The organism is Pseudomonas machongensis (assembly GCF_034961125.1).
Taxonomy (GTDB): Bacteria; Pseudomonadota; Gammaproteobacteria; order Pseudomonadales; family Pseudomonadaceae; genus Aquipseudomonas; species Aquipseudomonas machongensis.
This window is the reverse complement of record NZ_JAYFUI010000187.1, coordinates 588,558-601,484: the sequence shown is the minus strand read 5'-3', so window position 1 is coordinate 601,484 and position 12,927 is coordinate 588,558. Positions and strand designations below refer to the sequence as shown.

Annotated in this window: 10 protein-coding genes; 3 read left to right on the top strand and 7 right to left on the bottom strand. The window is 64.8% G+C overall.

Annotated features, from left to right (window positions below):
• Window positions 1-6 precede the first annotated feature (6 nt).
• Genes VA602_RS21605 through VA602_RS21595 form a run of 3 tightly spaced genes read right to left on the bottom strand, consistent with a single transcriptional unit; the run spans window position 7 to window position 2,959 of the window.
• A complete protein-coding gene (locus tag VA602_RS21605) occupies window positions 7-321 on the bottom strand; it encodes an AtuA-related protein (RefSeq protein WP_054891400.1) in 315 nt (104 codons plus the stop codon).
• A complete protein-coding gene (locus VA602_RS21600; protein WP_323454283.1) occupies window positions 318-1,664 on the bottom strand; it encodes an acyclic terpene utilization AtuA family protein in 1,347 nt (448 codons plus the stop codon). The genes VA602_RS21605 and VA602_RS21600 overlap by 4 nt, the downstream gene beginning before the upstream one ends.
• Before the next feature lie 2 nt (window positions 1,665-1,666).
• Window positions 1,667-2,959, bottom strand: coding sequence for a CitMHS family transporter (locus VA602_RS21595; RefSeq protein ID WP_323454282.1), 1,293 nt, complete (start codon window positions 2,957-2,959; stop codon window positions 1,667-1,669).
• 99 nt (window positions 2,960-3,058) lie between these two features.
• Here VA602_RS21595 and VA602_RS21590 point away from each other — a divergent pair, with 99 nt between their 5' ends.
• From VA602_RS21590 to VA602_RS21580, 3 genes are all read left to right on the top strand, one after another.
• Window positions 3,059-3,937 carry a LysR family transcriptional regulator gene (locus tag VA602_RS21590; RefSeq protein ID WP_323454281.1) on the top strand — a complete coding sequence of 293 codons (879 nt, stop codon included), beginning with the start codon at window positions 3,059-3,061 and terminating at the stop codon, window positions 3,935-3,937.
• A 102-nt stretch (window positions 3,938-4,039) separates the two neighbouring features.
• Entirely contained in the window at window positions 4,040-6,040 is a 2,001-nt protein-coding gene (locus VA602_RS21585; RefSeq protein WP_323454280.1) for a peptidase U32 family protein, read from the top strand.
• Window positions 6,041-6,170: 130 nt separating this feature from the next.
• Entirely contained in the window at window positions 6,171-6,728 is a 558-nt protein-coding gene (locus VA602_RS21580) for a TetR/AcrR family transcriptional regulator (RefSeq protein WP_153773621.1), read from the top strand.
• 74 nt (window positions 6,729-6,802) lie between these two features.
• On the opposite strand, the gene VA602_RS21575 is transcribed toward VA602_RS21580, so the two are convergent.
• The 4 genes from VA602_RS21575 to VA602_RS21560 all read right to left on the bottom strand — a co-directional run bounded on the left by VA602_RS21575 (window position 6,803) and on the right by VA602_RS21560 (window position 12,844).
• Window positions 6,803-8,209 (bottom strand): efflux transporter outer membrane subunit, encoded by a 1,407-nt coding sequence (locus VA602_RS21575; RefSeq protein ID WP_407682526.1) that lies wholly within the window; start codon window positions 8,207-8,209, stop codon window positions 6,803-6,805.
• The gene (locus VA602_RS21570) at window positions 8,209-11,346 is read right to left on the bottom strand and encodes an efflux RND transporter permease subunit (RefSeq protein ID WP_323454278.1); all 3,138 of its coding nucleotides are present in this window, start codon (window positions 11,344-11,346) and stop codon (window positions 8,209-8,211) included. Before VA602_RS21570 ends, VA602_RS21575 begins: the two co-directional genes overlap by 1 nt.
• Before the next feature lie 15 nt (window positions 11,347-11,361).
• A complete protein-coding gene (locus VA602_RS21565; protein WP_323454277.1) occupies window positions 11,362-12,504 on the bottom strand; it encodes a MexC family multidrug efflux RND transporter periplasmic adaptor subunit in 1,143 nt (380 codons plus the stop codon).
• A 175-nt stretch (window positions 12,505-12,679) separates the two neighbouring features.
• Entirely contained in the window at window positions 12,680-12,844 is a 165-nt protein-coding gene (locus VA602_RS21560) for a con-10 family general stress protein (protein ID WP_197889690.1), read from the bottom strand.
• Window positions 12,845-12,927 lie beyond the last annotated feature (83 nt).

Genomic DNA, 12,927 nt, shown 5'->3' with positions numbered 1-12,927 from the left:
GCAGAGCTAGACCTCCATCGCCAACAACGCCGCCCCCAGGCACTTGCCATGGGCATCCAGCGCCAACGAGCGGGTCACGCCACCACGCAATAAACCCGGCAGCACGAAGTTCAGGGCCTTGAGTTGCGGCAAGTCATAGCGACGTACAGGCCCCGCGCTTTCATCGCGAAGATGGGCGAACCACGCTGCCACCCGTTCCGCTGTCAGCTCCCGTTCAAGCAGCGGGTAGTCCTCGTCCCGATACGCGATCAGCGAGATGTTCGAGGTGTCGCCCTTGTCCCCGGTACGGGTGTGAGCAAGTTCGTGCAGTCGGCGGGTCATGGACATTGCTCCAGGTGGACTTGAGGTTGCGCGAGTTCACGCGGCACGTAGAGGCTGGCGACGGCCAATACTTCGCGGACCTGGCGAGTGGCCCCGCCACCGCCAGCCGGGCCATTGGTGTAGAGGGTCTCGACCTCGTTGGCGACCGCCTGCGCCGCTTCACGGCTCGGGCAGCGCGCCGCAACCCGCAGGCGTACCTCCCAGGGTTCGCCGCCCATGCCGAAGTGGCTGGCGTGCAGCGAATCAACCCCCATCAGCTCGCAGCGCAATTCTTCGACGGCGACGCCCGTCAACGCCAGGCGTTCCTCGACGATCCGCCCGGCCAAACGCGCCCGCGCCACGGCGTTCGGGCCACCGTAGGACATCTGCCCTTCGCCGATCCAGCCATCCCGATAGCCTACGGTCACCTTGAGGTGCTGTGGGCGAGCCGTGCCTTCGCCACCACTGACGCGCACCTGATCCTTGCCGCAGGCCTGCAAGTGCACGCCCGAAAAGTCGGCCGTGACATCAGGCGTCAGATACCGACGTGGATCGTGTACCTCGTAAAGCAGTTGCTCGGTGCACGTCGCGACATCGATGCGACCGCCACTGCCGGCCACCTTGCCGAGCGTGGCCAGGCCTTCGCTGTCGATATCGGCGAAGGGGAAACCCAGCCGTGCCAGGTCGGCCACATCCTTCATGCCGGGGTCGGCAAAGTAGCCGCCACTGACCTGCCCTGCGCATTCGAGCAAGTGCCCGGTCAGCGTCCCTCGGCCACGGCGGCGCCAATCGTCGGCAGGCCAGCCAAAGTGATGCACTTGGGGGGCAAGGAACAGCGACGGATCGGCGACACGACCGGTTATCACCACATCGGCGTCCAGGGCCAGCGCCTGAACGATCCCTTCAATCCCCAGATAGGCGTTGGCCGAGACCAGCCGCTCCCCCAACCCGGCCACCGTCAGGCCATTGTCCAGCGTCCACTCCGGGTGCTCGCGCAGCACGTCGAGCACATCGTCACCTTCCACGGCCGCGACCTTCAGCCCCTGCAACCCGAGTTCAGCCGCGATGGCCGACACTTGTCGCGCGGCGCCACGCGGGTTGGCTGCGCCCATGTTGGTGATGATCCGCAGCCGCTGCTCGCCGCGGCGTACGTAGGGCAGCACCGCCTGCATGCGCTCGGCCAGCAACGGATCGAAGCCGGCACAAGGGTCAGCCAATCGGGCTTGCTGGGCCAGGGCGATGGTGCGTTCGGCCAGGCACTCGAAGACCAGGTAGTCCAGCTGCCCATCCCGGGCCAGTTCCACCGCAGGCTCCAGGCGATCGCCGGAATAACCGGCACCGGCGCCAATTCGCAAAGTGTTCATGTTCAGAAGACTCCAAGTGCCAGCGCGGTCAGGGTCATCAGCACCGACGCGGCGAACAGAAATGGCAGGGTGAAACGCTGGTGATCGGCAAGGTCAAGCTTGCACAGCCCCACCAGCAGGAAAGTCGCCGGGGTCAGCGGGCTGACCGGGAAGCCGGTGGTATGGACCCCGAGCAGCGACGCCTGGGCCACCTGCACCGGGTCCACGCCCAGCGAGCGGCCGACTTCGGCAATCACCGGCATGACCCCGAAGTAGAACGAGTCCGGGTCGAACAGCAAGCTGAGCGGCATCGACACGAAGCCCACAAGGGCAGGAATCAATCGCCCGTGCCCCGGCGGAATCTGTTGCACCGCCACCTCGGCCATGGCCTTGAGCATGCCCGTGCCCTGCATGATCCCGGTGAACACCCCCGCGGCAAGCAGGATGCTGGCCATGGTCAGGGCAGTCTTGGCGTGCGCGTCGATGCGTTCGCGCTGCTGATCGACACGCGGGTAGTTCAGGCAAAGCGCCGCAACAGTGCCGAGCATGAACATCACCACGGGGTCGACCCAGCCGGCGATCATCACCGCCATCACCAGCACGGTGAGCAGCAGGTTCGGCCAGAACATGTGGGTCCGGCGCAGGGCCTGTTCATCGGCGCTCAAGATGCGCTGCGGTGCCGCGCCGGCATCGGCGCCGGCCATGAGCCCCAGGCGCTTCTCTTCACGTCGGCCCAGCCAGTAGGCACAGCCGAAGACGAACAACAGCCCCACCACCTGCACCGGAATCAGTGGCTGGAACAGCTCGGCCACCGGCACGTGCAGCGCGGCGGATGAGCGCAGCACCGGGCCTGTCCAGGGCAGGAAGTTCACCCCCGCCGCCATCGCCGCAACGCAGGCCAGGACCCGCCGGTCGATGCCCAGGCGCGTATACAGCGGCAGCATCGCGGGCACCGTGACGAGGAAGGTCACCGCACCCGAGCCGTCCAGGTGCACCAGCAACGCCAGCAGCGCGGTGCCGCAGACGATACGGGTCGGGCGGGTCCCGACGGCGCGCAGGATGCGGTCGATGATGGGGTCGAGCATGCCGGCATCGGTCATCACCCCGAAGAACAGGATGGCGAAGATGAACATGCCGACCACCGGGGCGACATTCTTGATACCCGTGAGAATGAACCCGCTGGTCTGCAGGCCGAAGCCCGCGAGCAAGGCAGCCACGACGGGAAGGGCGATCAGCGCGACCAGAGGCGAGATGCGCTTGCTCATGACCGCGATCAGCAGGGACAGAATGGTAATGACGCCATAGAGGGCGAGCATGGGGTTACTCCGGCTTTTTTTGTTGTTGCCCCGAGTATCAGGAGAGGTCCGGTAGCGTGTAAATTGCAATTTAAAGCCACGCACATTCGAAAAAACAAAATGAAGAATGCCCTGCAGCATATTCGTGCCTTCATCACCGTTGCCCAACGCGGCAACTTCGCCCGCGCCGCCGACGACCTGCACCTGTCGCCCTCGGCCCTGACCGTACAGATCCGCCAACTCGAAACCTGGCTGGGCGTCGCCCTGCTCGAACGCAGCCCTCGGCACGTCACCCTCACGGGCGCAGGGCGCGAGGCGCTGCCGGCAATGGAGAAGCTGCTGCTCGATCTTTCCAATATCGTCAGTGCCAGCCAGGGCTTGGCGGCGGTGCGCCGCGGGGTGGTCACCGTGGCTGCCCTGCCCTCGCTGTGCGCCGGGGCGCTGGCTGAGCGGCTGGCGGTGTTCCGCCAGTTGCATCCAGGTGTCGAAGTGCGTCTGCGCGACCTGGTTGCCGAGCGCATCGTCGAGCGCGTGCGCGAAGGCGATGTGGATTTTGGGGTGGGTGTGCGCAGCCAGTTCGGCCATGGGCTGGACTTCACACCGCTGCTGCGCGATCGACTGTGCCTGTTTGTGCCCGCCGGGCACCCGCTGGCCACCGGCCCCGTCAGTCTGCAAGCCCTGAAAGGCCTGCCGATGATCCTCACCGGGCGCGACAGCAGCGTGCGGGCGCAGATCGAACAGGTGTTCCGCGCACACGGGCTGGTGTTGCAAGCGGCCATGGAAGCCAACTACATGTCGACGGTATTGGCGCTGGTGCGCAATGGGCTGGGCGTCACGCTGCTGCCGGAATCGGCGGATGACGGTGAAGGGCGACTGGTTCGTCGGCAACTGGACGAAGCAGGGTTGGAGCGCGAGCTGGGGGTCATTACCCGCAGCGAGTGCAGCCTGTCCCCGGCGGCACTGCGTTTGGTGGAATGCCTGAAGGCGATGAGGCTCTGATTGTTGCTCACTGGTGAGACCTGTGGGCGCCCAAAGATGCCACCAGCGCATTTCATCGCTACAATGCCGCCCTAAACCGTGACAGCCCGAACCTATAACGACATGTCCCTTCCAAAGAATCACCTGGAACTGCTCAGCCCTGCCCGCGATGTGGCCATCGCCCGCGAGGCCATCCTGCATGGCGCCGACGCCATCTACATCGGCGGCCCAAGCTTCGGCGCGCGGCACAACGCGTGCAACGAGGTCGGCGATATCGCCGAGTTGGTGGAGTTCGCCCGGCGCTATCACGCGCGGGTCTTCACCACGATCAATACCATTCTCCATGACAACGAGCTGGAGGCTGCACGCAAGCTGATCCACCAGCTGTACGACGCCGGTGTCGATGCATTGATCGTCCAGGACCTGGGGGTGATGGAGCTGGACATACCGCCGATCGAGCTGCATGCCAGCACTCAGACCGACATCCGTACGCTCGAGCGGGCCCGGTTTCTCGACCAGGCCGGTTTCTCCCAACTGGTGCTGGCGCGTGAACTGAACCTGCAGCAGATCCGCGCCATCGCCGCCGAGACCGATGCTGCCATCGAGTTCTTCATCCACGGCGCCTTGTGCGTGGCCTTCTCCGGCCAATGCAACATCTCCCATGCCCAGACCGGCCGCAGCGCCAACCGCGGCGATTGCTCGCAGGCCTGTCGCCTGCCCTACACCCTCAAAGACGACCAGGGCCGGGTGGTCGCTTTCGAAAAGCACCTGCTGTCGATGAAGGACAACAACCAGACCGCCAACCTTCGCGACCTGGTCGACGCCGGCGTGCGCTCGTTCAAGATCGAAGGGCGCTACAAGGACATGGGTTATGTGAAGAACATCACCGCCCACTACCGCAAGGAGCTGGATGCGATTCTCGAAGATCGCCCGGACCTGGCCCGCGCGTCGAGCGGTCGTACCCAGCACTTCTTCGTACCCGATCCAGACAAGACCTTCCACCGCGGCAGCACCGACTACTTCGTCAGCGACCGCAAGATCGACATCGGTGCCTTCGATTCGCCCACCTTCACCGGCTTGCCGGTAGGTGTGGTGGAAAAGGTCGGCAAGCGTGACCTGATGGTGGTGACCGAGGTGCCGCTGACCAACGGCGACGGTTTGAACGTGCTGGTCAAGCGCGAAGTGGTGGGCTTCCGGGCCAACATCGCCGAGCCGCGTGGCGAGTTCGAGGAAGACGGCCAGACACGCTACCGTTATCGCGTCGAGCCCAACGAGATGCCCGAAGGTTTGCACAAGCTGCGACCGAACCACCCCCTGTCACGCAACCTCGACCATAACTGGCAACAGGCGCTGCAACGCACCTCCTCCGAGCGTCGCGTCGCGGTTCAGTGGCAGGCCGTGCTGACCGAGCAACGCCTGGCGCTGAGCGTCACCAGCGAGGAAGGCATCACCGTGCAGGTTGCCCTGGACGGCCCGTTCGGCGCAGCCAACAAGCCGCAGCAGGCGCTGGATCAGTTGCACGACCTGCTGGGCCAACTGGGTACCACCCAGTACCACGCCGAGGCCATTGAGCTCGATGCCCCGCAGGCGTATTTCATCCCCAACTCTCAGCTCAAGGCCCTGCGCCGTGAGGCTATCGAGGCGCTCACCGAGGCGCGGGTCAAGGCGCACCCGCGCGGCAGCCGCAAGGCCGAGACCAGTCCGCCACCGGTCTATCCCGAAGCGCACCTGTCGTTCCTGGCCAACGTCTACAACCAGAAAGCCCGTGACTTCTATCATCGCCATGGGGTGAAGTTGATCGATGCTGCGTTCGAGGCTCATGAGGAACACGGCGACGTGCCGGTGATGATCACCAAGCACTGCCTGCGCTTCTCCTTCAACCTGTGCCCCAAGCAGGCCAAGGGCGTTACCGGTGTACGAACCAAGGTCGCGCCAATGCAGCTGATTCATGGCGACGAAGTGCTGACCCTGAAATTCGACTGCAAGCCGTGCGAAATGCACGTGGTCGGTCGGATGAAAGGCCACATCATCGACCTGCCTACCCCCGGCAGTGCGGTGGGCCAGGTGGTTGGGCACATCAGCCCGGAAGACCTGCTCAAGACCATCGTGCGCGCGCCGCACTGAGCCTGGACCCGGGCTTTTTCAATCACTCGAGCCAGAAAAGTCTCACATGAGGCATTTTCATCTCGAAAACATTGAACAGCCCGGTATTTTCTGCACAATGGGTTCCATGCGATCCACGCGAGGAACCCAGATGCAACCCACCCCCCACGACGAACGCCTGCTCAAGGCACTTGCCCACGCCATCGTCGTCCAGCCGCGCGCCACGCTCAAGGAGCTGGCCGAGACCGCCGGCATCAGCAAGGCCACCCTGCACCGCTTCTGCGGTACCCGCGACAATCTCGTGGACATGCTCGAGAAGCACGGCGAGCGCGTGCTGAACCAGGTCATCGAAGAAGCCGACCTGGCCAACGCCGAGCCACTGCAGGCGATACGCTACCTGATCACCGAGCATCTCAAGCACCGCGAGATGCTGGTCTTCCTGATGTTCCAGTACCGCCCCGACACCTTGCTCGGCGACGGCGACGACCGTCGTTGGGACACCTATACCCAGGCCATGGATGCATTCTTCCTGCGCGCCCAGCAGATGGGTACGCTGCGCATCGACATCAGCGCGGCGGTATTCACCGAAATGTTCCTGACCATGATCTTCGGCATGGTCGATGCCGAGCGCCGTGGCCGGGCGGCCAGCGCCAATTCGGCGCAGGCACTGGAGCAGTTGTTCCTGCAAGGGGCCAGGGTCCAGGCCTGAGGACTGGCAAAAAAAGGCCCCAGGACACAAGGTCCAGGGGCCGAACGGTTGGATCGTCCAACCAAAGGAGCCCTTCAGCCCTTGGGCGCAGGCCACCCCCCACCCAGCGCACGGAACAGGTCGACCAAGGCAATCTGGCGCTGGGTGCTGGCCTCGATCAACGTCGACTCGTTCACATAGCTGCTGCGCTGCGCATCCAGGTAGCGCAGGTGATTGTCTATCCCGCCCTGATAGCGCGCCCTTGCCAGCTCCAGGGTTGCCCGGCTGGTCTCGACCAGCGCGCTGCGCGCCGCTTCCTCTCGGCGCAGCGTGTCGCTGGCTGCAAGCGCATCGGCCACTTCGCGAAATGCCGTCTGTACTGTGCCCTCGTAGGCCGCCACTGCCGAGTCCTTGCGTACCTGCGCAAGATCCAGCCCGGCACGGTTGCGCCCGCCATCGAACAGCGGCAACGACAGTTGTGGCATGAAGCTCCAGCTACGCGAGCCACCGTCGAACAGCCCCGACATCTGTGCGCTTGAGGTACCGAAGCTGCCGGTGAGGCTGATCCTCGGGAAGAACGCCGCGCGGGCCGCGCCGATATCGGCGTTGCGGGCTCGCAGCCGGTGCTCGGCAGCGAGAATGTCAGGGCGCCGTTCGAGCAGCGCCGAAGGTGCACCCGGTGCGATGTCCTGCAATACCCAAGGGGCTTGGCCGGCAGATACCGGTATGTCCCTGGCCGCATCGGCACTGCCGACCAGCAGCACCAGCGCGTTGAAGGCCTGGCGCTGCTGGCGCTGGGTGCTCTCAAGCTCCGCGCGGGATTGTTCGACCAAGCCCAGCGCTTCCTGATGGTCCAGTGCCGTGGCGGTACCGGCAGCGCGACGTTGGCCGACCAGAGCCAGTGAGTCCTCGCGGCTGGCCAGCGTCTGGCGGGTCAGGGTCAGGCGGCGCTGCGCGCCATCCAGGGTGAGGTAGGCCTGGCTGACCTCGGCGATCAGCGCCAGGCGCGCGGCTCGACCGGCCTCCTCCGTGGCCAGGTACTGCTCCAGTGCCGCATCGCTCAGGCTCTTGACCCGACCGAACAGGTCCAATTCGTATTCGGGTAAGGCAAGGCCGACCTGATAGGTGCTGGCCACACCGCTGCGTCCGTCGGCCGCCAGGCTCGCTGGTTGGTGCTGGCGATTGCCCGACGCGCCGGCATTCAAGCCCGGTACACGATCGGCGCGCTGGATCCGGTACTGGGCACGGGCCTGCTCGATATCGAGCAAGGTCTGGCGCAGCGAGCGGTTGTTGTCCAGAGCGCTGCTGATCAGCTGGCGCAGGCCCGGGTCGACCACGAACGCCTGCCAGTCCAGTTGCTCCACGCTCTGCCCTTGAGCTGCCGCGCCGTCGTGCCATTGCGCCGGGATCGGCGCCTCGGGGCGTTGGTACTGCGGCGCCATCGAACAACCTGCCAGCATCAACGCCATCGCCAAGGGGGCGATTCCTTTACCCATGACCATCACTCCACCACCTCGACAGGACGTTGCGCAGCAGCCTTGCCGGCCCTGCGCTTGAGCAGCGACAACACCCAGACGAAACAGATCGGCACGAACACCACCCCCAGCAACGTCGCGCTGAGCATGCCGCCGATCACCCCGGTGCCGATCGCCCGCTGACTCGCAGCCCCGGCGCCGGACGCGATAGCCAGCGGTACCACGCCGAGGATGAAGGCCATCGACGTCATCACGATCGGTCGAAAACGCAGGCGCGCAGCTTCGATGGCCGCTTCACGCAGGCTGTGGCCCTTCTCCACCAGATCCTTGGCGAACTCGACGATCAGGATCGCGTTCTTCGCTGCCAGGCCAATGATGGTGATCAGGCCGACCTTGAAGTAGACATCGTTGGGCAGGCCGACCACCATCACCGCCAATACCGCGCCCAAGGCACCGATCGGCACGATCAGCATCACGGTCAGCGGGATCGACCAGCTCTCGTACAACGCCACCAGCAGCAGGAACACCACCAGGATGGCCAGCGCGAACAGGCTGCTGGCCTGGCCGCTGGAGACTTTTTCCTGATACGAGAGCCCGGTCCAGGCATACCCGATGCCGGGTGGCAGGTCGCTGACCAGATGCTCCATCTCGGCCATCGCTTGACCGGTGCTGTAGCCTGGGGCCGCGTCCCCTGCAATACGGATCGAGGGGTAGCCGTTGTAGCGCACGATCTGCACCGGGCCTTCTTCCCAGCGCGTGGTGACGAAGGCGCTGAACGGCACCTGCTGCCCTTCGTTGTTCGGCGCATACAGGCGCAGCACCGCTTCCGGGGTCATCCGCTCGCCTTGCTCGGCCTGGACCACCACGCGCTGCTGACGTCCGGCGTTGGTAAAGTCGTTGATCACCTGCGAACCGAACGCCGCCGACAGGGTGCTGTTGATGCTCTCGAAGGTCACGCCCAGGGCGCGGGCCTTCTCACGGTCGATATCGACCCGCAATTGCGGCGCCTCGGCCAGGCCTTCCATCATCGCGTAGAGGATCGCCGGGTTGCCGTTGACCTGTTGCAAGATCTTGTCACGCGCGGCCAGCAACGCTTCGCGCCCCAGGTTGCCGCGGTCGAGCAGCCGCAGGGCGAACCCGCCAGAGTTGCCCAGGCCATCGATCGGTGGCGGGTTCACTGCCATGATGCTGCCGTCACCGTGCGCCGCGAACTGCGCGTTGATGACCTGGGTTTCGGCATCCACCGACTGTTGCGAGCTGCGCTCGGACCAGTCCTTGAACGTCGGGAATGCCAGCGCCGCGTTCTCGCCCATGCCCGAGAAGCTGAAGCCGCTGACCAGAAGCGCCGAAGCAATGGCCTCGCGTGACATCAGGAACTGCTCCAGCGCCTGGCCCGTGGCATCGGTGCGCACCCGGCTGGCGCCTGGCGGCAGTTGCACATCGACAATGGCGTAGCCCTGGTCTTCCACGGGCACGAACGATTCGGGCAGGCGCAGGTAGAAGTACCCCAGCACCACAAGAATCCCCGCATACACCAGCATGAAGCGGCCGGCGCGCGCCACGAAGGCGCTGTTGAGCGAAGAGTAGCGTGCGGTCAGGCGGGCAAAGCCGCGGTTGAATGCGCCAAAGACACCGCGTTTCTCATGATGCCCCTGGGGCACCGGCTTGAGCAGCGTGGCGCACAGCGCCGGGGTGAACGTCAGCGCCAGGAAACCCGAGAACAGGATCGACACGGCCAGCGACAGCGAGAACTGCTGGTAGATCACCCCCACCGAGCCGGACATGAACGCCAGCGGCAGAAACACCGCTGACAGTACCAGCGTGATACCGATGATCGCGCCGGACACCTGACCCATGGCCTTGACCGTCGCCTCCCTGGGCCCAAGGCCCTCCTCGGCCATGATCCGCTCGACGTTCTCCACCACGACGATGGCGTCGTCGACCAGGATGCCGATGGCCAGGACCATGCCGAACATGGTCATCATGTTCACCGAGAAACCGAGCAGCTTCATCACCAGCAAGGTGCCGAGCAGGCAAACCGGCACGACGATCGACGGGATCAAGGTGTAGCGGATGTTCTGCAGGAACAGGAACATCACCAGGAACACCAGTACCATCGCCTCGATCAGGGTATGGATGACTTTCTCGATGGCCACGTCGACGAAACGCGAGGTGTCGTAGGGCACAGAGTATTCGACACCTTCGGGGAAGAACTCGGACAGCTCGGCCAGGCGCGCCTTGACTCGTGCCGCGGTCTGCAGGGCGTTGGCCCCGGGGGCCAATTGCACCGCCCCGGCCACCGCCGGCTTGCCATCGAGGCGCGAGGAGAAGTTGTAGCTTTCGCTGCCGACCTCCAGCCGTGCGACATCGGCCAGGCGCACCATCGAGCCATCGGGATTGGCCCGCAGCACTACACGGCCGAAGGCCTGCGGATCGTCCAGGGTGCCATGCACCGCCAGGGTCGCGGTCAGCTCTTGCTGGCTGCTACCCGGCGCACTGCCGAAGGCACCGGCCGGCACCTGCACGTTCTGACCGCGGATGGCATTGCCGACATCGTCGATCGACAGCCCGTAGCCAACCAGCTTCTGCGGATCGATCCACACGCGCATGGCCGCTTCCGAGGAGAAGAACTGCAATTTGCCCACCCCCGGGATGCGTCGCAGCTCGTTGTTGATGTTGCGCGCGGCATAATCGCCCAGTTGAGTGGTGTCGCCATGGCTGGCCGCGTCGGTGTAGCTCAGGGCGTAGATCAGCAGGAAGCCAGCGCTGATCTGTTCGACTTCGACACCTTGGGTGGTCACCGCCTGCGGCAGCCGCGCCTCGGCTTTCTTCAGGCGGTTCTGCACGTCGACCTGGGCCAGCTCAGGTTCGGTGCCCGGCTCGAAGGTGACGACGATCTCGGCGATGCCGTTGGAGTTGTTGGTCGACTCGAAGTACAGCAGGTTCTTGGCGCCGTTGAGCGACTCTTCGATGACACTGGTGACCGACTCCACCAGCACCTTGGCCGAAGCCCCCGGATAGGTGGCGGTAATGGTGATCTGCGGCGGTGCGACGCTGGGGTATTGCGCAACCGGCAATGACGGAATCACCAGCAGGCCGGCCAGTGAGATGAACAGCGCCACGACCCAGGCGAAGTTCGGACGATTGATGAAGAACGTGGACATCGTGCTTTCCTCGCCTTATCGCGCCGCGGCTTGCTGGGTTGCCGACGGTGCCACCGGCATGCCTGGCGTCAGACCCGCCGGGCTGCCGACGATGACCTGATCACCCGGCTGCAAACCCTCGGTGATCAGCCAGCGCGCGCCATGCATGGTGCCGGTCTGCACGCCCCGGGCCTCGGCCATGCCGTCAGCGCCTACCACCATCACCCGTGCCTGACCATCGGCGCCGCGCTGCACCGCACGCTGCGGCACGAGAATGGCGCGGTTGTCGGTGCCTTGTGGGGTGTGTACGCGCACGTACATGCCTGGCAGCAGAATGCCGTCAGCGTTGTCGAAGCGTCCGCGCAGGGTGACCTGGCCGGTTCCGCGATCGACCGAGACATCGGTGAAGACCAATTGCCCGGAGCGCTCGTAATCGGTGCCTTCGACCCGTGCCGTGAGGTGCTGATCGCTGCCGCTGGCCAGTGCGCCGTCCTTCAGGGCCTGGCGCAGACGCAGGGCATCGGCGGCGGACTGGGTGAAGTCGACATAGATCGGATCGAGCTGCTGGACACGCGCCATCAGGGTCGCGTCGCCCTGCCCGACCAGCGCACCTTCGGTCACCAGGGCGCGGCCGATACGACCGGAGATCGGCGCCTTGACCGTGGCGTAGCCAAGGTTGAGACGTGCCGTTTCGACATCGGCCTGGGCCGAACGAATCGCCGCTTCGGCGCTACGCAGGTCGGCGCTGGCGGTGTCGAAGTCCTGCTGGCTGACCGCTTCGATCTTCACCAGCGGTGCGTAGCGCTTGACCCGTGCCTGCGCTTCCTGACGCACCGCCTGGGCACGTGCCAGGTCACCCTCGGCACGCGACAGCGAAGCCTTGAAGGGCGCCGGGTCGATCTGGAAAAGCACATCGCCGGCCTTGACGTCGGCGCCTTCTTCGAAGCGCTTGCGCAGGACGATACCGGCCACCCGGGCGCGCACTTCAGCGACACGCATCGGCTCCACCCGGCCGGGCAACGTGGAACTCAAGGTCAGCGCCTCGCTGGCGACGGTCAGGGTTTGTACGGGTAAGGCGCTCTGGGCGCCGGCCTGAGGTTCTTCAGCCCCCCCACAGCCCGCCAGTACCAAGGTGGCTGCCAGGCAGCTGGCCAATGCTGTTGCACGCAAATTGCTCATTTCTGCTCACCGAGCCTTTGATAAAAACGGCTCGAATGGTACTAACCGACCATTAATGAGTCAATTTAGTCTCATTTGATATTTGTGTTAAAGATTGTAAGCTGGGTGGTTTCAGGCCGCGGCCTGGTCTGCCTCTGTTGCGGTGCCGAGTTACCCCGGCACCGCGCAGCATCACTTACGAGCGACCGCCCTTGCGGCCCATGTCGTCGCTCTGCTTGTTGCCACCGGACTGCTGGCCTCCTTTGCGACCGGCTTCAGACGCTTTTTCCCGGTCGTTGGCGAAGTTGCCAGGATTTTTGGTACCACCCTGACTGCCAGTCTTGTTCTGGTTATTGGCCATGGTCTTGCACCTCTTGTGGCTGTGGGATATGCACGGGCGTTTGCCGTACATAAGTTCGGAGCTCAGCGGCAACAGGGGATTCG